The organism is Sulfitobacter alexandrii (assembly GCF_001886735.1).
GTDB lineage: Bacteria > Pseudomonadota > Alphaproteobacteria > Rhodobacterales > Rhodobacteraceae > Sulfitobacter > Sulfitobacter alexandrii.
In genome coordinates this window covers 1084292-1109494 of record NZ_CP018076.1, presented here as the reverse complement: position 1 = coordinate 1109494, position 25203 = coordinate 1084292, and the positions used below count along the sequence as shown (strand labels likewise).

At 66.1% G+C, this 25203-nt stretch carries 32 protein-coding genes; 20 read left to right on the top strand and 12 right to left on the bottom strand.

The annotated features are described in order from the left end of the window. Positions 1-130 precede the first annotated feature (130 nt). From BOO69_RS05445 to BOO69_RS05430, 4 genes are all read left to right on the top strand, one after another. Positions 131-433 carry a BufA1 family periplasmic bufferin-type metallophore gene (locus BOO69_RS05445; RefSeq protein WP_071971023.1) on the top strand — a complete coding sequence of 101 codons (303 nt, stop codon included), beginning with the start codon at positions 131-133 and terminating at the stop codon, positions 431-433. A gap of 62 nt (positions 434-495) precedes the next feature. Then, positions 496-1344: an MNIO family bufferin maturase gene (gene bufB / locus BOO69_RS05440; protein ID WP_071971020.1), complete on the top strand. Its 849-nt coding sequence runs from the start codon at positions 496-498 to the stop codon at positions 1342-1344. Beyond that, positions 1341-2081 (top strand): HvfC/BufC N-terminal domain-containing protein, encoded by a 741-nt coding sequence (locus BOO69_RS05435; RefSeq protein ID WP_071971018.1) that lies wholly within the window; start codon positions 1341-1343, stop codon positions 2079-2081. The genes bufB and BOO69_RS05435 overlap by 4 nt, the downstream gene beginning before the upstream one ends. A 13-nt stretch (positions 2082-2094) precedes the next feature. Then, positions 2095-2643: a DoxX family protein gene (locus tag BOO69_RS05430; protein WP_071971016.1), complete on the top strand. Its 549-nt coding sequence runs from the start codon at positions 2095-2097 to the stop codon at positions 2641-2643. 11 nt (positions 2644-2654) lie between these two features. Here the strand turns inward: BOO69_RS05430 and BOO69_RS05425 are convergent, their stop codons facing one another. After that, positions 2655-2975 (bottom strand): arsenate reductase family protein, encoded by a 321-nt coding sequence (locus tag BOO69_RS05425; protein ID WP_071971014.1) that lies wholly within the window; start codon positions 2973-2975, stop codon positions 2655-2657. 164 nt (positions 2976-3139) lie between these two features. Here BOO69_RS05425 and BOO69_RS05420 point away from each other — a divergent pair, with 164 nt between their 5' ends. After that, positions 3140-3346 (top strand): cold-shock protein, encoded by a 207-nt coding sequence (locus BOO69_RS05420; RefSeq protein WP_071973656.1) that lies wholly within the window; start codon positions 3140-3142, stop codon positions 3344-3346. A 56-nt stretch (positions 3347-3402) separates the two neighbouring features. Here the strand turns inward: BOO69_RS05420 and BOO69_RS05415 are convergent, their stop codons facing one another. The 4 genes from BOO69_RS05415 to thyX form a co-directional block, all read right to left on the bottom strand. Beyond that, positions 3403-3696, bottom strand: coding sequence for a hypothetical protein (locus tag BOO69_RS05415; protein WP_237267572.1), 294 nt, complete (start codon positions 3694-3696; stop codon positions 3403-3405). A gap of 69 nt (positions 3697-3765) precedes the next feature. Continuing rightward, entirely contained in the window at positions 3766-4965 is a 1200-nt protein-coding gene (locus BOO69_RS05410; protein WP_071971013.1) for a cytochrome P450, read from the bottom strand. A 347-nt stretch (positions 4966-5312) separates the two neighbouring features. Beyond that, on the bottom strand, positions 5313-5975 hold the full coding sequence (locus BOO69_RS22975) for a hypothetical protein (RefSeq protein WP_156874866.1): 663 nt from the start codon (positions 5973-5975) through the stop codon (positions 5313-5315). 268 nt (positions 5976-6243) lie between these two features. Next, positions 6244-7158, bottom strand: a complete 915-nt coding sequence (gene thyX / locus BOO69_RS05405; protein WP_071971011.1) for an FAD-dependent thymidylate synthase — start codon at positions 7156-7158, stop codon at positions 6244-6246. 200 nt (positions 7159-7358) lie between these two features. Between thyX and BOO69_RS05400 the strand changes: the two genes are divergently transcribed. From BOO69_RS05400 to BOO69_RS05380, 5 genes are read left to right on the top strand one after another with little or no spacing between them, the layout of a single operon-like run. Continuing rightward, positions 7359-8240, top strand: coding sequence for a hypothetical protein (locus BOO69_RS05400; RefSeq protein ID WP_156874865.1), 882 nt, complete (start codon positions 7359-7361; stop codon positions 8238-8240). Then, on the top strand, positions 8240-9580 hold the full coding sequence (locus BOO69_RS05395; RefSeq protein ID WP_071971007.1) for a surface lipoprotein assembly modifier: 1341 nt from the start codon (positions 8240-8242) through the stop codon (positions 9578-9580). The genes BOO69_RS05400 and BOO69_RS05395 overlap by 1 nt, the downstream gene beginning before the upstream one ends. A gap of 24 nt (positions 9581-9604) precedes the next feature. Continuing rightward, the gene (locus BOO69_RS05390; RefSeq protein WP_071971005.1) at positions 9605-10039 is read left to right on the top strand and encodes a VOC family protein; all 435 of its coding nucleotides are present in this window, start codon (positions 9605-9607) and stop codon (positions 10037-10039) included. Continuing rightward, entirely contained in the window at positions 10033-10734 is a 702-nt protein-coding gene (locus BOO69_RS05385) for a DUF1194 domain-containing protein (protein WP_071971003.1), read from the top strand. Before BOO69_RS05390 ends, BOO69_RS05385 begins: the two co-directional genes overlap by 7 nt. Then, positions 10731-11459 (top strand): DUF1194 domain-containing protein, encoded by a 729-nt coding sequence (locus BOO69_RS05380; RefSeq protein WP_071971002.1) that lies wholly within the window; start codon positions 10731-10733, stop codon positions 11457-11459. The genes BOO69_RS05385 and BOO69_RS05380 overlap by 4 nt, the downstream gene beginning before the upstream one ends. Here the strand turns inward: BOO69_RS05380 and BOO69_RS05375 are convergent. The 3 genes from BOO69_RS05375 to BOO69_RS05365 all read right to left on the bottom strand — a co-directional run bounded on the left by BOO69_RS05375 (position 11453) and on the right by BOO69_RS05365 (position 12809). Continuing rightward, positions 11453-11953 (bottom strand): MarR family winged helix-turn-helix transcriptional regulator, encoded by a 501-nt coding sequence (locus tag BOO69_RS05375; protein WP_071971000.1) that lies wholly within the window; start codon positions 11951-11953, stop codon positions 11453-11455. The genes BOO69_RS05380 and BOO69_RS05375 overlap by 7 nt on opposite strands. 189 nt (positions 11954-12142) lie before the next feature. Continuing rightward, entirely contained in the window at positions 12143-12418 is a 276-nt protein-coding gene (locus tag BOO69_RS05370) for a succinate dehydrogenase assembly factor 2 (RefSeq protein ID WP_071970998.1), read from the bottom strand. Next, positions 12411-12809: a helix-turn-helix domain-containing protein gene (locus BOO69_RS05365; RefSeq protein WP_071970996.1), complete on the bottom strand. Its 399-nt coding sequence runs from the start codon at positions 12807-12809 to the stop codon at positions 12411-12413. Before BOO69_RS05365 ends, BOO69_RS05370 begins: the two co-directional genes overlap by 8 nt. Positions 12810-12906: 97 nt before the next feature. On the opposite strand from BOO69_RS05365, the gene BOO69_RS05360 reads away from it, so the two are divergent. Next, complete coding sequence (locus BOO69_RS05360) at positions 12907-14109, top strand: pyridoxal phosphate-dependent aminotransferase (protein ID WP_071970994.1); 1203 nt, start codon at positions 12907-12909, stop codon at positions 14107-14109. Positions 14110-14120: 11 nt separating this feature from the next. Beyond that, on the top strand, positions 14121-14522 hold the full coding sequence (locus BOO69_RS05355) for a hypothetical protein (RefSeq protein WP_071970991.1): 402 nt from the start codon (positions 14121-14123) through the stop codon (positions 14520-14522). Between the two features lie 29 nt (positions 14523-14551). Here the strand turns inward: BOO69_RS05355 and BOO69_RS05350 are convergent, their stop codons facing one another. Together BOO69_RS05350 and BOO69_RS05345 are read right to left on the bottom strand one after the other, a co-directional pair. Then, the gene (locus BOO69_RS05350; RefSeq protein ID WP_071970989.1) at positions 14552-15910 is read right to left on the bottom strand and encodes an MATE family efflux transporter; all 1359 of its coding nucleotides are present in this window, start codon (positions 15908-15910) and stop codon (positions 14552-14554) included. A gap of 55 nt (positions 15911-15965) precedes the next feature. Next, complete coding sequence (locus tag BOO69_RS05345) at positions 15966-16352, bottom strand: DUF4260 domain-containing protein (protein ID WP_237267571.1); 387 nt, start codon at positions 16350-16352, stop codon at positions 15966-15968. 100 nt (positions 16353-16452) lie between these two features. Here BOO69_RS05345 and BOO69_RS05340 point away from each other — a divergent pair, with 100 nt between their 5' ends. The 4 genes from BOO69_RS05340 (at position 16453) to BOO69_RS23545 (ending at position 19635) form a co-directional block, all read left to right on the top strand. Continuing rightward, positions 16453-17313 (top strand): LysR family transcriptional regulator, encoded by an 861-nt coding sequence (locus tag BOO69_RS05340; RefSeq protein WP_071970987.1) that lies wholly within the window; start codon positions 16453-16455, stop codon positions 17311-17313. 54 nt (positions 17314-17367) lie between these two features. Continuing rightward, a complete protein-coding gene (locus BOO69_RS05335) occupies positions 17368-18504 on the top strand; it encodes an alpha/beta hydrolase family protein (RefSeq protein WP_071970985.1) in 1137 nt (378 codons plus the stop codon). Between the two features lie 22 nt (positions 18505-18526). Beyond that, positions 18527-19405 (top strand): alpha/beta fold hydrolase, encoded by an 879-nt coding sequence (locus BOO69_RS05330; protein WP_071970983.1) that lies wholly within the window; start codon positions 18527-18529, stop codon positions 19403-19405. Positions 19406-19503: 98 nt separating this feature from the next. Next, positions 19504-19635, top strand: coding sequence for a hypothetical protein (locus tag BOO69_RS23545; protein WP_257786727.1), 132 nt, complete (start codon positions 19504-19506; stop codon positions 19633-19635). Between the two features lies 1 nt (position 19636). Here the strand turns inward: BOO69_RS23545 and BOO69_RS05325 are convergent, their stop codons facing one another. Next, positions 19637-20320, bottom strand: coding sequence for a dimethylsulfonioproprionate lyase family protein (locus tag BOO69_RS05325; protein WP_071970981.1), 684 nt, complete (start codon positions 20318-20320; stop codon positions 19637-19639). 138 nt (positions 20321-20458) lie between these two features. On the opposite strand from BOO69_RS05325, the gene BOO69_RS05320 reads away from it, so the two are divergent. From BOO69_RS05320 to BOO69_RS05305, 4 genes are all read left to right on the top strand, one after another. Beyond that, positions 20459-22420, top strand: a complete 1962-nt coding sequence (locus tag BOO69_RS05320; RefSeq protein WP_071970979.1) for a DNA gyrase/topoisomerase IV subunit B — start codon at positions 20459-20461, stop codon at positions 22418-22420. After that, positions 22417-23136 carry a hypothetical protein gene (locus BOO69_RS05315; RefSeq protein ID WP_156874864.1) on the top strand — a complete coding sequence of 240 codons (720 nt, stop codon included), beginning with the start codon at positions 22417-22419 and terminating at the stop codon, positions 23134-23136. Before BOO69_RS05320 ends, BOO69_RS05315 begins: the two co-directional genes overlap by 4 nt. A 525-nt stretch (positions 23137-23661) precedes the next feature. Then, positions 23662-24063: a PaaI family thioesterase gene (locus tag BOO69_RS05310; protein WP_071970975.1), complete on the top strand. Its 402-nt coding sequence runs from the start codon at positions 23662-23664 to the stop codon at positions 24061-24063. Between the two features lie 49 nt (positions 24064-24112). Next, a complete protein-coding gene (locus BOO69_RS05305; protein WP_071970973.1) occupies positions 24113-24790 on the top strand; it encodes a hypothetical protein in 678 nt (225 codons plus the stop codon). Here BOO69_RS05305 and BOO69_RS05300 read toward each other — a convergent pair. Then, positions 24787-25197, bottom strand: a complete 411-nt coding sequence (locus BOO69_RS05300; RefSeq protein ID WP_237267569.1) for a c-type cytochrome — start codon at positions 25195-25197, stop codon at positions 24787-24789. The genes BOO69_RS05305 and BOO69_RS05300 overlap by 4 nt on opposite strands. Positions 25198-25203 lie beyond the last annotated feature (6 nt).

Sequence of the window (25203 nt, the reverse complement as noted above, 5' to 3'; positions counted from 1 at the left end):
CGCAATGAACCGTAAGAATCCGATCCGGTTCCTGACAGAATCGTGACACACTCGGTCGTGAATGGCGCGTGTCCCGGCTGCCTGCTTTAGTCGGGGCACACCGTCTTTGGCTGCATCAACAGGAGGAACCATGTCCAACGCCATGAAATCATTCGCAATCGCGGGCGCCGTCGCCGCCGCGATGACCGCCCACGCCACCAGCGCCGACGCCGCCTCCAAGGAAAAGTGCTACGGCGTCAGCCTCGCGGGGGAAAACGACTGTGCCGCAGGCCCCGGCACCACCTGCGCGGGAACCTCCGTCAAGGATTATCAGGGCAACGCCTGGACCCTCGTGGATCAGGGCACCTGCGCCGAGATCGAACTGCCCGACATGGCGGACGGAACCTCCCGTACCGGCTCGCTCGAGGCATTGGATCGCGACCTGCCCGCCTGACCCGGCCCCCGGCCCCGGACGCCGCGTCCGGGGTCTTTCCCCCGACACGACGGAGCGACAGGATGCTCGACGCGGCCCGCCTCGCAGACCCGCTGCCGAATGCCCCCGGCGTGGGATACAAACCCCGGCATTTCATTGACCTGATGGCCGATCCCGGCCCCGTCGAATGGGTCGAGATCCACGCCGAGAACTACATGGGCGACGGTGGCCGCCCCATGGCACAGTTGCGCGCGCTGTCCGAACGCTTTGCCCTGTCCGTGCACGGCGTCGGCCTGTCCATCGGCGGAGAAGGGCCGCTCGACCGCGATCATCTCGCCCGGTTGAAACGGCTCTGCGACCGGGCGCAGCCGGCCAGTTTCTCCGAGCATCTCGCGTGGTCGACCCACGGGGCCGAATACCTGAACGACCTGCTGCCCCTGCCCTATACCCAAGGGACGCTGGACCGCGTGGCCGACCACATCGACCAGGTGCAAGAGGTTCTGGGGCGGCAAATGCTGCTGGAAAACCCTTCCAGCTACCTCGTATTCGAGGAGTCCGACTTGTCCGAATGCGACTTTCTTGCCGCGCTGACCCGGCGAACGGGCTGCGGTCTCTTGCTGGATGTGAACAATGTCTTCATTTCCGCCACCAATCTCGGCATCAGCGCGCAGGCCTACATCGACAGCTACCCGACCGACCGGGTGAAGGAAATTCACGTGGGCGGTCACGACACGGATACCGACGATCATGGCGCCCCGCTGCTGATCGACAGCCACGGGCGACCGGTGGCCGACCCGGTCTGGGCCCTGCTTGACCACGCCCTGCGCCAGACCGGCCCGCAGCCCGTGCTGGTGGAATGGGACAACGACGTTCCCGACTGGCCGACCCTGCGCGCCGAAGCCGGACGCGCCGCCCGGGCGCTGGCCGGATGACCTCGCAACGCGCATTCCGCGCCGCGCTGCTGGACCCGGCGTCGCCGGTGCCGCCCGGCCTGTCCGGTGGCGCGTCGGCATCGGCAGAACGGCGATATGCCGTCTACCGCAACAACGTCACGGTGTCGCTGGTCGAGGCAATGACCACCGCCTTCCCGCTCGTGCGCAGGCTGATCGGCCCACAGGCCTTCGACCGCCTCGCCACCGATTTCGTCCGGGCGCATCCGCCCACATCCCCGGTGATGATGCATTACGGCGCGGCGCTTCCCGACTTCATCCGCGGTGTCGCGCCCCTTGCCCATATCGGCTACCTGTCCGACGCCGCCAGGCTCGACCTCGCGCTGCGGCAGTCCTACCACGCGGCGGACGCGGCCCCTTTCGACCCGGCCCCGCTGTCCTCGATGCCGCCCGAAGACCTTCCGGCATTGACCCTGACGCTCGCGCCCGCCACCCGCATCCTCCGCTCGCGCTGGCCGCTCTACGACATCTGGCGCTACAACCTGCAACCCGATGCGCCCAAGCCCGCCAACGTGGCGCAGGACGTGCTGGTCACCCGGCCCGAATACGATCCCGCACCGCATCCCCTGCCCGAAGGTGCTGCCGACTGGCTGGAAGCGCTGGCAGCGGGCCGGACACTGGGCGACGCGGTGGATGCCGCCCTGCTGCGCACACCGGGCTTCGATCTTGGCACCAGCCTTGCCGCTGCCCTGACGGCCGGGGCCTTCGCTGCCCCCTGACAAAGGAACAGACATGTCGCCGCTTGTTTCACGCTATGATGCCCTTGCGCTTCGGTTGACGCAGGCCGACTGGCTGGTGCCGACGCTGGCCCGGTTTCTCTTTGCCGCGGTGCTGCTGGTCTACTACCTCAATTCCGGCCTGACCAAGCTGGGCGACGGCCCCACCGGCCTGTTCGTGCCAGCCCCCGGGGCCTACGCGCAGATCTTTCCCCGGGCCTTCGAGGCGGCAGGCTATGACACCGAGGCGCTGGGCCTGTTCCATCACCTCGTGGTCGTCGCGGGCACATGGGCGGAATTCGTCCTGCCCGTCGCCATCGTGCTGGGCCTTTTCACCCGCCTCGCGGCCCTGGGGATGGCCTGTTTCGTCGTGGTGCAATCCATCACCGATCTGTTGGGACACGGGCAGTCTGCCGCGCTGGGTGCGTGGTTCGACCGGTTTCCCGACGCCCTGTTGCTGGACCAGCGCGCGCTCTGGCTGTTCCTGCTGGTGGTGCTGATCATCAAGGGCGCGGGGCCGGTATCGTTCGACCGGGCGCTGCGCGGCGCGCGACGGCCCGCCTGAGCCGGTCGGCGCTAGGACAGCGCCTTGATCTGCGCGTGGGTCTGCGGCGACCAGCCGAGGAACAGCGCATCCCCCACCGCGATCACCGGGCGTTTCATCACCGCGGGATGCGCGAGGATCAGGTCGCGCGCGGGCAGCGCGCGATCCGCCTCGTCCAGACCCCGCCAGGTCGCCGACCGCGTGTTCACCAGCGCCCCCTCGAACTGCGCGAGCGCGGCATCGAGCACCGCCGGGTCCATGCCGTCGGCGCGCACGTCCACCAGTTCCGCCCCCGGCAGCGCCTTCAGCGCCTTTCGGCAGGTGTCGCAGTTCTTCAATCCGTAGATGCGCATTTCACGGGCCCTTTCCTCGTTCCCGGCCAGTTTATTGCAGGAAATTCGGCGCCGAAACTTGATTTTCCGTGCCGACGCTCAATCTTTTTACCTGTGGGCGCCGCCTGTTGCGGGGCCTGCCCTGCTGCGGCGGGAACGCAAAGATCAAAGGAGGCACGGACATCATGCCAACTGGCACCGTGAAATGGTTCAACACGACCAAGGGGTACGGTTTCATCGCACCCGAAGGTGGAGGGAACGACGTTTTCGTACACATTTCGGCCGTGGAACGGTCGGGGCTGACAGGTCTGGCTGATGACCAGAAGGTGAGCTACGAATTGACCGAAGGCCGCGACGGTCGCCAGATGGCGACGGATCTCAGCCTTCTCTGACCATCGCGGATCCGATCAGGTCCCGGGATGCGCATGCCGGGACCGTGCCGACCGGATCAGTCGCAGCCCTTGAGGCCCGCCTGACAATGGGCGCGGGCCGAGCGGACGTAATGATGTCTGACCGGCTTGTGCCGGCGCACCGGATGCGCCATCACCTGCTGATAGGTCACGCTCTGGTTCGGCGTGCCGCAGCAGATCACCCCTGAAATCGTGATCGGCTGAAGCCCGGCAGGGCAATAGTTCGCCTTCGACGGGTAGGCGTAGATCTTGGCGTCCGCCGCGCCCTGCGAAGGCACCAGCGTGGTGAGTGTCATGGCGACTGCCGCCATCGCCCCGGTTGAAAGACGCATGTTTCCCCTCGTGTATCGTAGCTGTGTCACGGCCCGAGTTTGACCGGGGCACCGCGACCTGTCCAGCGTTTATTGCCCGCGCGCCTTGCCCAGCCGCGCCGGCAGGTGACGGTATCCGTGGAACCGGATGCGCCCGCCCGGCACGCGATCGCCCGTCAGCGCGTAACCGGGATAGCGGCGCAGGAAGCGGGCGATGGCGATCCGCCCCTCCATCCGCGCCAGTGTCAGCCCCACGCAGACGTGCGGCCCGCCGGCGAAAGCGAGGTGGCGGTTGGGCCGGCGCGCGATGTCGAAGGTGCCGGGGGCGTCGAACACTGCCGGGTCGCGGTTGGCCGCGCCGATGCACAGGTGCAGGTTGGTCCCCGCCGGGATCGCGTGGCCGCCGATCTCGACCGGGGCGGTCGTCTCGCGGTTGCCGAACTGGTTGGGCGAGCGCAGGCGCAGCACTTCCTCGACCGCGGTGTCGATCAGCGCGGGATCGTCCATCAGGCGGCGCTTCTGATCGGGATGGTCGTGCAGAAGCGCAAGGCCGTTGCCGATCAGGTTCGTCGTCGTCTCGTGGCCCGCGTTCAGGATGAAGATGCAGTTCTGGATCAGTTCCACCTCGGTCAGCCTGCCGGTGTCATCGCCCTTGATGAGCCGGGTCAGCACGTCGGTCTCCGGGTCGCCGGGGGCGGCGCGGCGGCGCGCGATGAGGTCCTGCAGGTAGGCCTTGAAGTCGCGCACGGCGGCATGGCCCCGTTCGAGCTGCGCGTCGGTCAGGGTGGGCTCCAGCGCGCCGAGGATGGCGAGCGACCAGTCGCGCAGGGGCGCGCGTTCGGCCATCGGCACGTCCAGCAGGTTGCCGATGATCTGGATCGGGATGGTCGAGGCGAAATCCTCCACCAGGTCGGGGTTCTCGGGCATGGAATCAAGCAGCGTGTCCACCGTGGCGATCAGCCCCGGTTCCATCCGCGCCAGCGCCTTGGGCGTGAGCGCCGAGGTCATGATGCGCCGCACGCGGGTGTGCAGGGGCGGATCGTTGAACACGAGGCTGGTCGTGTGGTGTTCGTAGAGCGGCGAGCCGGGGCCGAACTTGGGCGCGAAGGCCTGCTTCTTGTCGGAGATATAGAGGCCGGTATCGCGGTAGATCGCGTTCAGATCGGCATGGCGGCTGACGAGGACCGAGCCGTCGGGCTGCGGGCAGACGGGCGCCTCGGCCAGCAGCCGGTCGTAATGCGGGAAGGGATTTTCGAGGAAATCCACGGGGGGATGCGACAGGTCGAACATGTGCGGAGTTTGGGGGGATTTCCGGCGGTGTCAATCTGTCGTGTCGGGGTTACCCATGGGTAACGGTAAATCTTTGTTAATACTGGTTTATTTTTGATTTATGGGGCGGTCGGTGGGCGCGTACGCCGGCGCCCGGACCGAGGGGGTCACAACCGGTCCGGGCTTGCCCGGCAATTGGTCCGGGGGACCAATTGAGGTTGGGACGGGCGGAGCCCCGGGGGCCTTTGCATCAAGCGGATCGCTATAAGTATGACACCGCGCCCGAACCGAGGGGTGGGCGAGAAGCGCCCGCCCCGTGGGGGCGGTTCGGGCGCTGCCAAATCGGAGATTTGGCATGTATTCCAACGTTAAATGCCCTGAAATGGTCCCATTTGGCTATCCGCTCGAATGAACCCGGTCTCATAGGGGCTCCACAATTCGATCCCCCTTTGAGCTGACGTCGCAAAGAGGTCGCCACGATAGCGTGTGCGATATCTTTCCAACATATGACCTTTCGACATTATTAACGCATACGCAACCGAACTTCCGTGAGCACCCAAAATAACTATACCAATGCCTTCGGCTGGATTAAGATTATAACGGTAAGCGAATTGATCCGAAGAGTTCATTTTACCCATTTGTAAAGCGCCACGAGATGGCGCGACTTCAATCAAACTTTCGGGAATTCCATCCTTAAGTATTCCCTCCATATCCATCCATCTGACTAAGATGCACATGGTTTCTGTGATTGTTTTTCTCGTGTGATGGTACCAAAGCGCACAGGCTTGCTTCGCAACCCAAGGATTTAGCCAATCGACATAGAGTCTCTTATTTATACCGACTTTATGCAAATGCTCCGGGCCAGAGCCAATATCCCAGACCTCCGGTGCATCAAGAGTACCAATGTAGTCCAGGACTTCGGGCGTGTTGTTCTTAACGCCTTGAGCGATGCGTTCCCAATAGTCGTCGATAAGACCAGTGTCAAAACCAGCCCCAGAAAGTATGCAAAAGAATGCCGCGACGTTGTCCAAGTCGGAGCGCCCCATATTACAGCGTTCACAGGCAGCAAACTCCAATCCCTTGAGCCTATACTTATTCCTAAACAAGACCTTTGGGGGTGCGTGTTCAATAGTAGTCGCGATTACAGTTCCACCACAAAAACAGCAGAACGGGTTGGCCTCAAAAAACTCTGCGGTACCTATCCTTCTCGCGCACATGGCATTTCCGATTTGCCCTGGCCGCGCAAGTTTGCGCGCCCGTTTTTCACTCAAAACACTCCACTGGAGCGTTTTGCCCCCGCTACGCGGGGTCGTTCAAAACCCCCTCAAACTCCCGCCATTCCCCCTTGGACATGCCGGAGTTCTCCTGCGTCACCTCCTCGCCCTTCAGCATCCGCCGCACGCAGTCCAGCGCCTTGCCGGAGAGGGTGGCTCCCCCCAGGCGGTAATCCTCGAACGCGCCGTAGGCGGCGGGCACCCAGTCGGCCACGACCTTGCAGATCGCGTCGGCGTAGACGCGGATCTCGTACTGCGCGTGGGCGTCAGCGCGCAGCCGCAGGAAGTGGAACAGGTTGTGCAGGTCCACCTTCCAGTACCACTGGGTATAGACGTTGGCGGGCAGGTTCATGCGGGCGAGTTCGCGGGCCAGACCGTCCTGCCCTTCCTGGCTGATCATCTGTTCGTAATGGTCGTAGGCGCGGTTGCTGTCGGCCTTGAGGATCTCGAGCACGCGGGCGGCCTCCTCGCCCTCCAGCACGCCGCCGCGGCCCTGGTTGTTGACCACCGACTGCGCGTTGATGTGTTCGGGCGCGGGGATGTAGAATTCGCGGTCGAGGATCGAGTAGCGGGCCGAGTATTCGTTCACGTTGGCGGTACGGTGGCGGATCCACTGGCGCGCGACGAAGACCGGCAGCTTGACGTGCAGCTTGATCTCGCACATCTCGAAAGGTGTCGAGTGCCAGTGGCGCATGAGATAGCGGATCAGCCCCTCGTCGTTCTGGACGCTTTTGGTGCCCTTGCCGTAGCTGACGCGCGCCGCCTGACAGATGGCGGAATCGTCGCCCATGTAGTCGATCACCCGGATGAAACCGTGGTCGAGCACCTCGTACGCCTTGTAGAGATGCGCCTCCATCCCCGGCACGGTGGCGCGCAGGGTCTGCTGGGTCTGGCTGCGCAGGGCGTCGATTTCGGCTTGTTGCTCGGGCGTGAGGGTCATGCGGGCGGTCCTGTGATGGGCTTGGGATTCGCGATTCACTATATCTGCGGGGCAGCGGCATCGGAACCGCGATATAGGGTATTGTTTTTCGGTAGCACTGTGCGTGGAAAGTGCCCCGCCCGCGCCATCGCGCGTTGACAAGCCGCGCCCCGGTTTGGAAAGGTCGCACAAAACAAAGATATATTTTGAGGGCAGATAACGTGACACGTCTATGGATGGGCCTTGCGCTCGGGATTGGCCTTGCAGGCTGTGGCGGCACACCCCCCTTTGGCGGGGACGCCGTGGACGAGGGCGGCGCCGACGGCGCATCGGGGAGCGTGTATCTCGACGAGCAGGGCCAGTTCCTGACGCTGAACAACATCGCCTACGACGCCGCGACCGACACGCTGACGCTGAACAACATCCCCTTCGACGATCCGCAGAACGCCTATCAGCGCATCCCGACCGAACAGTTCAGCAACGGCTTCGACGCCTACCAGAGCGCGCCGGCGCCGGGGTCGAACGAGGTGCAGTATTTCGCGGTCTTCCGCCGCTCGGACAGCGGCGCGTCGCAGGTGGCGGCGGTGGGCACGCCCGCCTACATCCAGTTCGGCTATGGCGGGGCCGGGGCGCAGCGGCTGGGCGGCGCGCCGAACCTGCCCGCGACGGGCATCTATTCCTACTCGGGTGAATATGCCGGGGTGCGGACCAACCTGAACGCAGGACCGAGCGGCGAGAACGTCATCACCTACGTGACCGGCGAGGTGGAACTGGCGGTGGATTTCGACGATTTCGATGACACCGGCACCGTGGGCGGCTTCGTGACGAACCGGGCGCTCTACAACGATGCGGGCCAGCCCATCGGCGCGCTGGACGGGTTCATCTCGCTGCAGGATTCCACCATCGACTTTACCAACGCCACCATCGGCACGGGCGATGCCTCCGAAGTGGTGGGCGGCCAGGTGATCCGCTCGGGCAACTGGGAAGGTGTGCTGGCGGGCCCCAACGGCAGCGAGATCGCCGGCATCCTCTTTGTCGAGGGCTCGCCCGGCAACAACAACAACGGCATCCGCGAGACGGGTGGATTCATCGCGGAGCAGTGATGAAACGGCTCGTCCTGTCCGGCATCCTCGGCCTGGTGCTGGCGAGCGCGGGGGGCGCCCAGACGACGCTGGACCCGGACGAGGCGCGGCTGGCGGCGGCGCGGTTGTTGTCGACCGGTCAGGCGCGGGCGGCGGCCGAGATCACCACCGTGCTGATCGCCCGTGATCCGCAGGACGCCCCCAGCCTGATCGTCCATGCCCATGCCCTGCGCGTGCTCGAACGCTATGGCCCGGCGCAGCGGGCGGCCCGGGACGCCTGGCGCGCGACGGAGCGGGACATCGAGAAGTACGGCGCCGCGCTTGCCATGGCGCAGGCGCTGTCATCGGACGGCAAGAAGACCCGCGCGCAGTTCTGGCTGCGCCGTGCGGCGGACGTGGCGCCGACGGCGCGGATGCGCAACAGGGCCGTGCGCGACTACCAGTTCGTGCGCACGACGAACCCGTGGTCGGTCGACGTCTCTTTCGGGATCAATCCCAGCGACAACGTCAACAACGCCCCGCGCGACAACACCTTCGTGCTGGGCGGGCTGATCTTCACCAACCCCGCGGCGGTGCCGATCTCGGGGTTTTCGGTCACCTCTGACACCACGTTGCGCTACAATTTCGGCGTGACCACCACGCACCGCAACTTCGCCGCCCTGCGCTGGACCGAAAGCCATGTCGTCTTTACCGACGACAATGTGCCCGCGGGCGTCGATGCCTCGGACTATGCGTTTCGCAAGTTGCAGGCCCGCGTGGGCCGTGACTGGACCACCGGCCCGGATGCGCCGCGCCAGACCATCGCCTTCAGCTTCGGGCAGCTGTGGTCCGGGGACCGCCAGTTCGCCGACGAATACGAGATCGAGTGGCGGCAGGCCTTTCAGCGCGACGCGGGGCGCAGCTTTGCCTGGGAGGCGCGGCTGGGTCATTCGGACCGAAAAGATGCGGCCATCCGATCGAACAACACCTACGCGTTGGGCGGACGCTGGAGCAGACCCGTGGCCACCGGCGACCGGCTCAGCTGGGATGCGCGGATCAGCCGGACGGACAGCGACAGCCGCGCCATCGCGCACACCCGGCTGGATGCGGGGCTGCAATACGCGTTTTCCCAGCCGTTCATGGGGGCGCAGGCGCTGCTTTCGGTATCGGGAGAGCTGCGCCAGTACGACGATCCGCTGTACACGCCCGAGGCGCGGCGCGACATCAAGGCGACGGTTTCGGGCTCGCTGCTCTTCGTGGATTTTGACACTTATGGCTTCGCCCCTAAACTTACACTCGAGGCGAGCCGCACCAATTCGAACGTCAGCCGCTTCGAGACACGGAATTTCGGACTGAACATCGGGTTTCAATCGCTGTTTTAGGTCCGGCGAACAAAAGGAAACCGCATGCCGATCAAATACCTGCACACCATGGTGCGCGTCAAAGACCTGGATACCTCCATCGACTTCTACAAGAAGCTGGGCCTCGTGGAACGGCGCCGGATGGACAACGAGGGCGGCCGGTTCACGCTGGTGTTCCTCTGCCCGCCGGGCATGGACGACGGTCACGCAGATGTCGAACTGACCTACAACTGGGACGGCGACGACGGCCTGCCCAGCGACAGCCGGCATTTCGGCCACCTCGCCTATACGGTCGAGAACATCTATGACATGTGCCAGAGCCTGATGGACGCCGGCATCACCATCAACCGCCCCCCGCGCGACGGGCACATGGCCTTCGTGCGCAGCCCCGACAACATCTCGATCGAACTGTTGCAGGAAGGGGATGCCCTGCCGCCGCAGGAACCCTGGGCCAGCATGGAGAACACCGGCCATTGGTAAGGGCCGCCGCCCTCTTGGCGCTGCTCGCGGCGCCGGCGGGCGCGGCGGAGTGCCGGCTTGCGCTGCTGCTGGCGCTTGACGTGTCGAGTTCGGTCGACGCGCGCGAGGACCGGTTGCAGCGCGGCGGCACCGCATCGGCGCTCGTCGCGCCCGAGGTGATCGAGGCGTTCTTCGCCTCGGATCTGCCGGTAGCGCTGGCGGTCTATGAATGGTCGGGGCGCTGGAACCAGTCGGTCGTGCTGGACTGGACGCTGATCGACAGCCCCGATGCCCTGACCCGCGCGGCGGAAACGGTGGCGGCCAGCGACCGCAGCCACAGCGAGTTTCCGACCGCGATGGGGTATGCGCTGGGCTATGGGGCGGGCATGCTCGCGCGTGCGCCCGACTGTTTGGACAAGACGCTGGACATGGCCGGCGACGGGCAGAACAACGAAGGGTTTCCCCCCGCCAATGCCTACCGCGAGTTCCCCTTCGAGGGGGTGACCGTGAACGGGCTGGCGGTGAACGCGGCGGATTTCGAAGGCGAAGTGGGGCTGATCGCCTTTTACCGGCGCGAAGTGCTGCATGGGCCGGGCGCGTTTCTGGTGGTGGCGGACGGGTTCGAGGATTTTGCCCGCGCCATGCGGCAGAAACTGGTGCGCGAATTGTCACCGGCGGCCATCGGCGGGCTGACGCAGGCGGAGCGGGACGGATGAAATGCCTGCCCGTCCTTGGCCTGCTGCTGGCGCTGGCCCCGGCGGTGGCGCAGGCGGAGTGCCGGCAGGCGCTGGCGCTGGCGCTGGATGTCTCGGGGTCGGTGGACGCGCGGGAGTACCGCCAGCAGATCGACGGTGTGGCCGAGGCACTGGACAGCCCGGAAGTGCGCGCCCGCATCCTGTCCATGCCGGAGGCGCCGATCCGCCTGACGGTATTCGAGTGGAGCGGGCCGCAGGATCAGACGGAACTGGTGCCTTGGGTCACGCTGGACGGTGCCGCGGCGCTGGACGGGGTGATCGCACACCTGCGCGGCACCGAGCGGCGGGACGCCACCCCCGGCACCGCGCTGGGTGTCGCGATGGCCGACGGTGTGCGCCGGTTGCAGGGCCAGGGCGGCTGCTGGAAACGGACGCTGGACATCTCGGGCGACGGGAAGTCCAACCTCGGCCCCCGCCCGCGCAGCGTGAAGCCGACCCTTCAGGACAGCGGCGTGACCATCAACGCGCTGGTGATCGGGGTGGACGACCCGGCCACGGGCGACATCCGCCAGGCCGAGATCGCGGAGCTGTCCTCGTACTTCCGGGCGGAAGTCATCATGGGTCCCGGCGCCTTTGTCCGCACGGCGATCGGCTATGCCGACTATGCCCGCGCGATGAAGGAAAAGCTGCTGGAGGAGATGGAGGGGCTGGTCGTGTCGGACGCCGCCCCCCTGCCCCGTCAGTAGATATAGCGGATCTGGTCGGACCAGTACCGCTCCACCCGCTTGAGCGCGCCGGTGATGTCGGTGATGCCCTGCGGCCCGAGAACGCCGCGATCCTCGAGCCCGACGGCATGACGCGCGAAAAGCGTCGCCACCACGTCGCGGATGTGACGCCCCTTTTCGGTCAGCCGCACCCGGACGGAACGGCGGTCGATCTCGCACCGGTTATGGTGCATGTAGCCCATGTCGACCAGTTTCTTGAGGTTGTAGCTGACGTTGGACCCCTGGTAGTAGCCGCGCGACTTCAGCTCGCCCGCCGTCACCTCGTTGTCGCCGATGTTGAACAACAGCAGCGCCTGCACCGCATTGATCTCGAGCACGCCGACGCGCTCGAACTCGTCCTTGATGACGTCCAGCAGCAGACGGTGCAACCGCTCCACCAGCGACAACGCCTCGAGGTAACCGTTCATGAAACCCTTGTCCCCGCAGGGCAGACCGATGGGTGCCTGGATGCTCATTTCTCTCTCCGCTTGGCTACGTTGGAGGGGAAACTGCGCAAAAAAGCAGAATATTTCGTTAAACGGACCGTGAAGGGTGCGTACGGTGCGGGTTTCGCCGATCTTATTTCGGAAACAGGGACTTACCGACCGCGCCGACGCCCCCCGGCGGAGGGTCGGCGGGCACGAAGCCGGGGGCGACGGGGGGCCTTAGCGCACCCCGCCGGCCAGCTGTTCGCGGATCTGGCCGATCATGTCGGCGTAACGGTCGGGGGGTGCCGCCTGAGAGGAGACCCACTGGTACAGGTCGTGGTCGCTTTCGTTGAGCAGATCCTCGTAAAGCGCCAGTTCCGCGTCATCCATCCGGGGCAGCCGGGCGGCGGCGAAGGGCGGCAGGATCAGGTCCATCTCCTTGATCCCGCGCCGCATGGAGCGCATGTGCAGCCGCTTCAGCCGGTGTTCGGGCAGTTCGGCCGTTTCAGACATTGCCGGTATCGGTCATGATGCGGCGCAGGCGCTTTTCCAGCCGGCCCACGTGTTCGGCCTTGCGCAGCATGTCGGCACGAAGGCTGCGCAGTTCGGCCATGACCTCAGACAGGCCGGCGGTGTCCGTCCCGCTGGTGTCGGGGGGGCTGATCCCCTCGCCCTCGCCGTTGATGAGCCACATCATCGACACGTTGAGCAGCCCCGCGAGCATCGACAGACGGTTCGCCCGCGGCTCGGCATGATCGTCTTCCCAGCCGCGCAGCGTGGAAAGCCGGACGCCCAGCCGCTTGGCCAGATCGCCCTGGCTCATCCCGGCGCTTTCGCGCGCGGCGGCAAGCCTGTCACCGAAGGTGGCCGCATCCGGGCCGTACCAATCCGTTTCGTCGTCCATTCGTCATCCCTTTCCTCAGAACCGGGGCGTTCCGTCTTGATCGGTGTGCCCGTCCCCCCTAAGAGGGTCGCGCAAACATCACATACCGAGGTCCGTAATGGAACTGCTCTCTGCGACACTTGACCGCGTCAAACCGTCCCCCACCATTGCCGTCACCACGAAGGCGGCGGAGCTGAAGGCCGCGGGGCGCGACGTGATCGGCCTTGGCGCGGGCGAGCCGGACTTCGACACGCCGCAGAACATCAAGGACGCCGCGGTCGCTGCCATCGCCGCCGGCAAGACCAAGTATACCGCAGTCGACGGCATTCCGGAACTCAAGCAGGCGATCTGCAAGAAGTTCAAGCGTGACAACGGGTTGGAGTATATCCCCGCGCAGGTCAGCGTGGCCACCGGCGGCAAGCAGATTCTCTACAACGCGCTGATGGCGACGCTGAACCCCGGCGAGGAAGTGGTGATTCCCGCCCCCTACTGGGTCAGCTATCCGGACATGGTGCTGCTGGCGGGTGGCGAGCCGGTGATCGCCCCGGCGACGCTGGAGGACGATTTCAAACTGACGCCCGAGGCGCTGGAGGCCGCGATCACGCCGAAGACCAAGTGGTTCATCTTCAACTCGCCGTCCAACCCCACCGGCGCGGGCTACAGCCGCGAGGAGCTCAAGGGGCTGACCGATGTGCTGATGCGCCATCCGCACGTCTGGGTCATGAGCGACGACATGTACGAGCACCTTGCCTACGACGGGTTCGAGTTCTGCACCCCGGCGCAGGTGGAGCCGGGCCTTTACGACCGGACCCTGACGGTGAACGGCGTGTCCAAGGCCTATGCGATGACCGGCTGGCGGATCGGCTACGCGGCCGGGCCGGAGAAACTGATCGGCGCCATGCGCAAGATCCAGTCCCAGAGCACGTCCAACCCCTGCTCCGTCAGCCAGTGGGCGGCGGTCGAGGCGCTGGAGGGCACGCAGGACTTCATCGCGCCCAACAACGAGATGTTCGTGCGCCGGCGCGACCTCGTGGTGTCCATGCTGAACGAGATCGAGGGTGTGACCTGCCCGGTGCCCGAGGGGGCATTCTATGTCTATCCCTCCATCGCGGGGCTGATCGGCAAGACCTCGGCGGGCGGTGCGAAGATCACCGACGACGAGGCCTTTGCCACCGCGCTTCTGGAGGAGAACGGCGTGGCCGTGGTGTTCGGCGCGGCCTTCGGCCTTTCGCCAAACTTCCGGGTCAGCTACGCTACGTCCGACGCGGCACTGAAGGAGGCCTGCGGCCGCATCCAGGCCTTCTGCGCGGGGTGCGTGTAAGCGGAGGGGCCATGTCGACCGAACTGCCAGAGTACTATTTCCGCGTGCGCGAGAACGGCGCGGCGGTGTTCCGCCTCGACACGGAGAACCGTCAGCGCCGGATCGAGATGGACCAGATCGCGGTGGCCAACATCCGCAACGGCGAGATCAAGCCGCACGGCGATCGCACGCTGACGGAAGCCGACCTGACGGAGATCCGGGCGTGGATGGAACAGCGCCGGAACGTGCTGGCGCATCGCGACATCGACGACATCCATCGGGCGGTGGACTACCTGAACCTGACGACCCACTGGGTGCAATCGAAGGCGACGGACGACCAGCTCGAGGCCGTGACGGACGCGCTGTTGCTGGCGATGCACGACCTGCGGAGCACATTGGTCCGCAAGAAGGCGGACCGCCTGCTGAAGGACTAGCGGGCGCGCGTGCCTGCGCGTTCGGCGGATCAGGCCCGGCGGACCTGATGCAGGATCACGCCCCAGAAGCGGGCGTTCAGCAGGACCGCCGCCATGCCCAGCCCCAGCACCAGCCCGGTCCAGACGCCGATACCGCCGCCGTCCAGCACGAAGCCGAAGAGGTATGAGACCGGCATCCCCACCCCCCAGTAGCTGAAGGCGGCCATCCACATGGGCACGCGGGTGTCCTGCACGCCGCGCAGCAGGCCGAGGGCGATGGCTTGCGCCCCGTCCACGAACTGGAACAGCGCCGCCATCACCAAGAGCCCCACGCCGATCCCGAGGATCTGGTCGCGGGCGGGTTCGCCCTTTTGCATGAAGGCCGACAGCAGCGGTTCGGGCCAGCCGACGAAGACCGCCGAGGTCACGAGGGCAAAGACGACGGACATCACGGTGACGGTGATCCCGCCCCGTCCCAGCCGCTCGGCGTCCCGCCGGCCGTGGGCGTTGCCCGCGCGGATGGTGGCGGCGTTGCTGAGGCCGAGGTGCACCATGAACGTGATCGAGGCGAGCTGCACCGCGATGCCATGCGCGGCCAAGGGCACCGTGCCCAGCCAGCCCATCATCACGGCGGTGGCGGCGAAGAGGCCCACTTCGCTCAGCGCGGTGACGCCGATCGGCACGCCCAGCCGGAACACCCGCGACAGCATCTGGCCGTCCGCCCGCCACAGGCGCACGAAGAGGTTGTGTTCCGGGACCACCAGCACGATGTAGAGCACCACCCCGATCAGGGAGACCGTCTGCGTAGAGGCCGAGGCGATGGCGGCCCCGACGACGCCCAGTTCCGGCGCCCCCCAGTTCCCGAAGATCAGCGCGTAGTTCGCCAGCGCGTTCACCGCCGCCGCCATCAGGGTGATCCAGAAGACGATCTGTGTCCGTTCGAGCGCGGCGAGATAGCTTTTCAGCGTCATCACCAGAAGCGCCGGGAAGATGCCGAAGCCGGCGACGGACAGGTAGCGCCCCGCGTCACGGGCCAGTGCGTCGCCCTGCCCCATCAGGCGCAGGAGCGGTTCGGCCCAGATCATCACCGGGAGCGACAGCAGGGCGAACCCGAGCGACAGCCAGAGGCCCATGCGGGTCGCCCGGCGGATGCCGATCTCGTCGCCCTCGGCTTCGAAGGCCGCGACCATGGGCATCACCGCCCAGGCGAAGCCCGAGCCGAAGATGAACAGGACGAAGAAGAAGGTCGATGCGAGCGTCACCGCGGCCAGCCCCTCGATCCCGTACCAGCCCATCATCACGGTATCGGTCACGCCGATGGCCACTTGCCCGAGGTGCCCGCCGATCAGCGGAAGACCGAGCGTCAGGATCGCGCGCACATGGCGGCCGTATGTCATCGGGGCAGTCATGGGCCATGCCATACGCCCGGCCCCGGAAAAGGTGAAGAGGCGAAGCGCCCCGATGTCACACCCGCGACAGATGCGTGTCACGGAAACCGGAGCCATACTTCAGACCATAGCCCAACGCCCGGTCGAGGCCGATATGCGCCCCCCAGATCAGCGCCACCGGCAGCGCAGAGGGCCATCCTGTCATCATCCCGGCCCCGGCCAGAGCCAACGGCGCGAGCCAGCTGTGCCCGATGTTGTAGCACAGGGCCCCCGCCCGCCGGTTGACGAGATAGCCCAGCATGAAGACGTCCGGCGCAAGGATCAGCAGGGCAAAAAGCCCCCAGGCGCCGGACTGGAGCCCATAGATCAGGACGCATAGGCCGGCCAGGGCCAGCCCTTCCAGCCGCAGGGTGATCTCCTGCGGGGTCATGGCCCCGGCGGGGCGGTGAGCGGACATGGTCATGGCGTGGGAGCCTCCGGTCGGTTGCAGGGTTACCCCAGAGTGACCGATCCCCCGCCTGACATGAATTGACCAATTGCGTCTACCCACCTAACACTTTCTTATGAGCACACCCTCGCTTGACCTGATCCCCGCCTTTCACGCGGTCATGCAGCACGGCAGCCTGTCGGCGGCGGCGCGGGCGCTGGGGCTGGCGCAGCCGACCGTCCGCCGCCAGATCGAAGCGCTGGAAGCGGAACTGGGCACCCAGCTTTTCACCCGGTCTGCCAATGGCCTGACCCCCACGGGCATGGCGCAGACACTGCTGCCGCTGGCCGCCTCGGTCCTCGCCGAGGCCGCCGCACTCGGGCGGGTCGCCAGCGCCGAGGCGGAGGCGCTGGAGGGCGTGGTCCGAATCACCACCAGCCGGGTGGTCGCGGGGCACGTGCTGCCGCCGCTCATCGAAGAGATGCGCCGGGACGCGCCCGGTCTGCGGTTCGAAGTGGCGGCAACCGACCGGGCGGAGGATCTGACCCGCCGCGCGGCGGACATCGCGATCCGCTTTACCCCGCCGCGCCAGCAGGCGCTGGTGGCCGTCCGCCTGCCGGATTGCGCCGTGGGCCTGTTCGCCGCCACCCCGCTGGACACGGAGACGGCGGGCACGCCCTGGCAGGACCTGCCCTTTGTCGCCGATGACCGGGAGGACGTGATCCTGCCCGCGTTGGCGGCGGCAGGGGTGGAGGCCCCCCGTCGCATCGCGCTGCGCTGCGACGATCCGCTGGCGCAGATCGCCGCCATACGCGCCGGGGTGGGCGTGGGTTTCTGCCAGGTAAAGCTGGGCGAGCGGTTGGGGCTGCACCGGGTTGCCCCCCTGATCGTACATCCGATGCCGGTCTGGCTGGTGGTACACGAAGATCAGGCCCGGATCGCCCGCATCCGATTCGTCTTTGACCGGCTCAAAAGCGCGCTGCGTCACCTTCTGTGATCCATTGCCTTGCCACCGCGCAGGGCTCAGACTGGCCCCGAGGGGGAGGCGAACATGGCCAGCAGGATTGACAGGATCAGGCCGGATGCGCCCGCGCTGGCGGAGCGGGGGCCGCACCCGGTGGGCGTGCAGACGCTGGTCCTGCAGGTGCCGGGGGCGGACGGCCTGCCCGACCGCGCGCTGACCACCGACGTCTGGTACCCTGCCGCCACGGGCACAGCACCCGGCACGGCCTACGATACGCTGCTGGGCGACGGGGTGACCCCGGTGCGCTACCTTGGTCACGCCTGCCGCGATGCCGCGCCGGACGCGCAGCCTGCCCCGCTGATCGTGCTGTCGCATGGCTATCCCGGCAACCGCTACCTGATGGCCCACCTGGCCGAGGCGCTGGCGGCGCGGGGCCATGTCGTGGCCGCGCCGGATCACGCGGGCAGCACCTACGACGACCAGCAGGAATTCGCCGTGACGCTGGTGCATCGCCCGATGGACCAGCGGGGTGTGATCGACGCCATGGCGGCGCTGCCGGGGCCGCTGGGCGCCGTGACGGACACCGACCGGGTCGGCGTGATCGGCTATTCCATGGGCGGCTACGGGGCATTGGTGCTGGCCGGCGCGGGGCTGAGCGACGCGGCGATGACCCACGCGCGTGCGCCAAGCGACGGCAGCCTGGCGCGGCACCGCGCTGGCGCGGCGCAGCACCGGGCGCTGGCCGATCCGCGGATCAAGGCGATCCTGCCGATCGGGCCCTGGGGCCGCAACCACGGGTTCTGGACCGAAGCGGGCATGGCCGGTCTGCGGGTGCCGATGCTGCTCATGGCGGGCACGGCGGACGAGGTATCGGGCGGCGCCGCCATGCGCCAGATCGTGGCGGAGACCACCGGCGTTGACCGCATCCTGCTGAGCTTCGAGAACGCGGGCCACAACGCCGCGGCCCCGGTGCCCGCACCGGACGAAAGCTGGGCCCATTCCGACATTCTGGGATGGCCGCCCTTCCAGCACTATGCCGACCCGGTGTGGGATACGCTGCGGATGAACAACATCGCGCAGCATTTCGCCTGCGCCTTCATGGGCCTGCACCTGCAGGGCGACGCCAGCATGGCCCGCTACCTTGCCCCCGGCTGGGCGGGCTTTCCGCCCGAAACCGCCCGCGGCCTGACGCTGGAACACTTGCGGGCGGGCGAAACATTCTGACCATTCCGAAAGGACGACACCGATGGCCGATCCCCGCACCGAAACCGTGATGCTGAACGGCAAGCCCTTCTACGTGCGACACTGGGGCGACCAAGGCCTGCCCCGGCTTCTGCTGCTGCACGGCTTTCCCGAGTACGGCGGCGCATGGGAGAGACTGGCCCCGCTGCTGGCGGAACATTTCCACTGCATCGCCCCGGATCAGCGCGGCTATGGCCAGAGCTGGGCGCCCGAGGCGGTGTCGGACTATGCCACCGGCAAGCTGGTCGGCGACATGGTGGCGCTGATCGGAGATGAGCCGCTGACGGTACTGGGGCACGACTGGGGCGCCGCGGTGGCCTATGGGCTGGCGATGTCCCGGCCCGACCTGGTGGACAGGCTCATCATCATGAACGGCGTGCATCCCGTGCCCTTCCAGCGGGCGCTGGCGGCGGGCGGCCCGCAGACCGACGCCTCGCAGTACATCCACTACCTGCGTGCGGAAGGGTCCGAGGACCGGCTGGGCCGGGACGGCTGCGCCAAGTTGCTGACCATGTTCTCGGCGCACATGGACATGAGCTGGCTGAGCGGCCCCACACGCGAGGCCTACGTGACGGAATGGTCGCGGCCCGGCCGGCTGCGCGGCATGGTGAACTGGTACCGCGCCTCGCCGCTGGTGGTGCCTGCGGCGGGCCAGACGGCGCAGATGCCCGACCTGCCGCTCGACCGGCTGATGGTGCGCTGCCCGCATCTGCTGATCTGGGGCAAGGAGGACCGCGCGCTGCTGCCCGAGGCGACGGCGGGGCTCGAGGATTTCGCCCCCGGCCTCACGCGGGTGGAGATCGCGGGCGCGGACCACTGGCTGCACCACCAGAAACCCCGGGAGGTGGCGGAGGCCGTTCTGCACTGGATGGGCGTGAGCTGAGGTTGCGGCCCGGCGGCCCGGTCGGTCAGGAATACCTGACTTGTCCGATTTGGCACGGAGACGCAGAATTTCCGCATTTAAAGAACGGGATTTCTGCCATGCTGCTTCGTATCGTACCTTACCTCGCCGTCGCCATCACCCTTGCCGCCCTGCTGCTGTCGCCTGCCCTGCGGCCCCATGACATCGACGGCCTCAACGCGCCGGCGCACCACTATTCCGGGCTGTTCTGACTCAGGCCTTGCGCGTCCGGGTAAAGACCATCTTCTGCTGGTGCAGATCCTCGGGCGCGCCGATCCAGGCGTAGCCCAGCAATGCCGGTTCCCGCTTGCCCACCGTGATCCGGTGCAGGTGGTCGGGCGGATTGAAGATCATCGAGCCGGGCACGTACACGCCCTGATGGTTTTCGGACACCGCGCCGGACAGGCAGACATAGCTTTCGGTGATGCCCTTGTGGGCATGGGCCGGATAGGTGCAGCCGGGGGCGAATAGCACCACGCCCAGGATGATCTCGGGCCCGACCACGGGGCCGTTGGGCCCGGCGAACTCGGCGTAGGCGTAGCTGTTCTGAAGCCCCTTTGGCACCTTCTCGTAGCCGTACTGCCAGCTGAGATCCCCGTTGACCGCGTCGAGCGCCCGCACGGCCGGGGCCAGCACCCCCTGCCGTCCCTCGTCCAGCGCCCGGCGCAGATGGGCGGTGACCGGCTTTTCGGCGCGGGGCTGCAGGCGCAGCTCGGGCTGGCTGCGCAGCAGCCGCGCGATCGCCTCGCGCACCTTGCGCTGGTGGCCCGCGATACGGTCGCTGCCCCCCGCGGGCAGATAGCGGTAAAGCTCGTCGAATTCCTGCAACAGGTAGCGCCAGTCCGGTCGATCCGCCAATGTCGGCGCGGGGCTGGAAGGCAGAGGTGTCGGGGTCATCCGCAACTCCGAAAGTTGAAACGGTCAGGCCACCATAGGCGGCAAAATCGAAAATGAAAGCGGTGATCGCCCTTTCCCCGCTTGCCCCGGTCTGGCATACTCGACCCCCAACAAAACCAACAAAAACAGGCGTGCCCCATGACCGATCTGCTTTCCGGTGCCCAGCCCAGCGGCAAAGAATACGATGCCTCCTCCATCCAGGTGCTGGAGGACATGGAGCACGTCCGGCTGCGGCCCGGCATGTACATCGGCGGCAAGGACGACCGCGCCCTGCACCACATGGTCGCCGAGATCGTGGACAACTCCATGGACGAGGCGGTGGCGGGACATGCCACATGGATCGAACTGGAACTGCACGGGAACGGCCATGTGACGGTGCGCGACAACGGGCGCGGCATTCCGACCGATCCGCACCCGAAGGATCCCTCCAAGTCGGCGCTCGAGATCATCTTCTGCACCCTGAACGCGGGCGGCAAGTTCTCGGGCGACAGTTACGAGACCTCGGGCGGTCTGCACGGCGTGGGATCGTCGGTGGTCAACGCGCTGTCCGACCACCTGCGGGTCGAGGTGGCGCGCAACCGCGAGCTCTTTGCCATGGAATTCTCGCGCGGGCTGCCTCAGGGCAAGCTGGAAAAGATCGGCGCGGCCCCGAACCGGCGCGGCACCGCCGTGACCTTTCACCCCGACCCGGAGATTTTCGGCGCGCTCAAGCTGCGGCCCGCCCGGCTGTTCGCGATGGCGCGGTCCAAGGCCTACCTGTTCTCGGGCGTCGAGATCCGCTGGAAATCCGCCCTGCCCGACGGCGACACGCCGATGGAGGCGACGTTCCACTTTCCCGGCGGGCTGTCGGACTACCTCAACGAGACCCTGACAGGGTCCACCACCTATGCCGAGGCCCCGTTCGGCGGCATGGTCGATTTCAAGGAGAAGTTTGGCAACCCCGGCAAGGTCGAATGGGCGATCAACTGGACCCCCTCGCGCGACGGTTTCATCCAGTCCTACTGCAACACGATCCCCACGCCCGAGGGCGGCACCCACGAGGCCGGTTTCTGGGCCGCGATCCTCAAGGGGATCAAGGCTTACGGCGAACTGGTGGGCAACCGCAAGGCGGGCACGATCACCCGCGAGGACCTGATCACCGGCGGCTGCGCGCTGGTGTCGTGCTTTATCCGCGAACCGGAATTCGTAGGCCAGACAAAGGACCGGCTGGCCACCACCGAGGCGCAGCGCATGGTGGAGAACGCCGTGCGCGACCATTTCGACAACTGGCTGGCGGCGGACACGAAATCGGCCGGCGCGATCCTCGACTTCCTTGTCCTGCGGGCCGAGGAACGCCTGCGCCGACGGCAGGAAAAGGAAACCGCGCGCAAGACGGCCACTAAGAAGCTGCGCCTGCCGGGCAAGCTGACCGACTGCACCTCGAAATCCCGCGAGGGGACGGAACTGTTCATCGTCGAGGGCGACAGCGCGGGTGGCTCGGGCAAGGGCGCGCGCAACCGCGAGACACAGGCGTTGCTGCCGCTCAAGGGCAAGATCCTGAACGTGCTGGGGGCGGCCTCGGGCAAGCTGACCACCAACGCGGAGATATCGGACCTCTGCGAGGCGCTGGGCGTGGGTATGGGCAGCAAGTTCAACCTCGACGACCTGCGCTATGACAAGATCATCATCATGACCGACGCGGACGTGGACGGCGCGCATATCGCGGCGCTGCTGATGACGTTCTTCTACACCCAGATGCGCCCGCTGATCGACAACGGGCACCTCTACCTCGCCTGCCCGCCGCTCTACCGGCTGACGCAGGGGGCCAAGCGGCTCTACGTGGCGGACGAGGCCGAAAAGAACCACTGGCTGGAGAAAGGCCTTGGCGGCAAGGGCAAGATCGACCTGCAACGCTTCAAGGGTCTGGGCGAGATGGACGCGAAGGACCTGAAAGAGACCACGATGGACCCGGCGACACGCAAGCTGATCCGGGTGACCGTGGACGAGGACATCCCGGGCGAGACCGGCGACCTGGTGGAGCGGCTGATGGGGAAAAAGCCGGAGTTGCGGTTCCAGTATATCCAGGAGAACGCGCGGTTCGTGGAGGAGTTGGATGTTTGAGACACGGAAAATTACGTGCTACGAGTTCACCATTACCTTTCTTCCTCAAAACTTTCGGAGTGATATTCTCGCTTGCTCCGATGCTGTGGCGGTCAGCTAGGAATATTCTGTCACTCGACAAAATTGCCCGATCTGAAGATGGCCCAGAGTTTTTTGCTCAGTTGTTTGCTTGGGCCCTGCTGTTTGGGTATTTTGCACAGAGTTCGATTTCCGCAGTTTTTCTTGAACAGATATCAAGCTCTGAAGGTAAGCTCTCCAATTCGGTAGAATTCTTCGAGGCTGCGCAGAATCCGTTCTGGAGCGAGGTGCTCGTGCTCGTTCAGACGATTGTAGTGATGACGATCTGCTGGCCTGCAATTGAGCTATGGAAAAGAAAGGGTTCTCAGGAGACAGACCCAAATCTCTACTGGTGTATACTCATCGGCCTAACTGCACTCGGTTATATTTTTTCGGCCACTTTATCTCTGATCACGCTGGCATTTTGGCCCGATAGTTTTTCCGAACGCATAGATACCTTACTGTCGATCTTGATCGCAATCGTTGCATTGGTCATCCTGTGGGTTAACTTGCGCCGAATTGATCCGTTGCTACCTAAACCTTGGTTGGCCGCGGGAATACTGATCATGCTTACTGCGCAAGTAGCAACTAGCTTTATTAAGGCATTTCTTCCGCTCCTTTTCCCCGACCTGTACGTGCTCCTGCTGTTGGGTCCCTAGAATCCGCAAGACATACGCAGGCCAAAGCATGTAAAAGTTGCCCTCAGCCATAGCGAGGCCGCTTGGTGCAATAGGGCGGAACTTCAGCAAGAAACCGTAAGTGCTATCATCTTTGGGACCGCACCACCGTCCTATACGCACCCCACAAGTAAGACCCCCACACGCGCGCAGGGGGCCCACTCATTTCACGTCAACCGGCTTCTCGCTGCTTTCACTGCACCCCGATGCTGACGCATCCCTCCGGCCCGAGGTCGGGCGTGGCCCTGTTGTTGTGTTTTGTTGTGAGATGCGCGCTATTCACATCCTCTTCCCAGCGACATCTGTTCAGTATCCCATGCGCCTTTGGCGCATAGCCCCTTCCCTTCCCCCATGGGGAAGGGGCTACGACGGAACGATGGTTTGGGATCAATACGCGCGTTTCTGCGAGGATGAGATTTACGGTGACCGGGCCCGCCCACCCTGCCGGGGCTTGCGCCCGCGCGCCTCTTGCCTAGGATCGGGGCACACCACGCCCCGGAGGCCTCCATGACACCAGACGCCGCGCAGGACATCCTTGAACAGGCCTTCGCCCCGTGGGTGCGCGCCCTGCAGCCGACGATCACCGAGATCGGGGCGGAGCGGACGGTCATGACCATCCCGATCACCGACGACATCCTGCGTGTCGGCGGGATCGTGTCGGGGCAGGCGCTGGCGGCGCTGGCGGATACAGCGATGGTATTCGCCTGTTTCGGCCACCTCGACGCCCCCGCGCCGGTGGGGACCGTGACCCTCGACACCCAGTTCCTGCGCCCCGCCAGCGGCGACAGCATCCGCGCCGAGGCCGAGGTCACGCGCGCGGGCAAGTCGATGCTGTTCGCCCGCTGCACGCTGATCGCCGAACCCTCGGGCAAGCCGGTCGCGCTGGTGACCGCGACATTCGCGCGATAGCCCCAAATCCGGGCTTGATCCCGGCCCCGCGCCGCGCCTTACTGCGCGCATGATCCGGCTGTTTCTCATCCTGCTGTTGCTGGCCTCCTGCGGGCGTCCGCTGACGGAGAACGAACGCGCCTTCATGGCCGGAATCCACGGCGACACGCTGGATGTCAGCACCGTGCGCCTGCACGACGGCGCCCCGCTGCGCGCCGTGACCTTCCGCCGCAAGCCGCGCCCGCGCACCACCTGCCGCGAGCTGATCCTGCCGCCCGTCAAGGACGAGATCGTGACGACCAAGCCCGCCGCGGTGGCCCTGTTCAACACCGTCCTGTTCGACAAGGACTGGTACCTCGACGATTACCTTCCGGACTACCCCGACGAGATCGGGCTGGTCGCCGCGATGCTTCTGGCGCACGAGTTGACCCATGTCTGGCAGTGGCAGAACCGCAAGGTCACCGGCTATTCGCCGCTGCGGGCCGGATCGGAGAGCCTGACGCAGGACGACCCCTACCTGTTCGACATTTCCACCGATCGCGACTTTCTGAAGTTCGGCTACGAACAGCAGGGCTCCATCGTGGAGGAATTCGTCTGCTGCCGGGCACTCGCCCCGCAGGGCGCGCGGACCAAGCGGCTGCACGCGCTGATCTCGCAGGTGATGCCGGTGGCCCCCCTGCCCGCACGCCCCCAGTCGGACGTGCGCCTGCCGTGGGACGGGGTCGAGCTGGAGACGATCTGCCGCTAGCGCTGGATGCTTTCGAGGTAGGCGAGCAGCCCCGCCAGCACGCGGGGGGTCGGCGTCATCACGCCGTCCACCTCCACCGGCACGAGGTCATCCGCCATCGCACCGCCGAACTGCGGCATCACCCGCGCGAGGTGCCCCTGCTCCGGGTCGCCGTAGATGTAGCTGAGCGCGCGTGCGCGGGGGAACGTGCCGCCGTTTTCGCGGGTGAGGACCGTCAGGTCGTTGGGGCGCGGCGTCAGCCCCGCGGCAAGCGGGCCGTCGCCGCGCCCGGTGGTGCCGTGGCAGGCCGTGCAATTGGCGGCAAAGAAGGCCGCGCCGTCGCTTTCCGTCGGCATGGTTTCGGGCGCGCAGGCGGCCAGCGTGCCGAGCAGGCCAAGCAGGGTCAGGGTCTTGATCGGTTTGGACATGGGAAA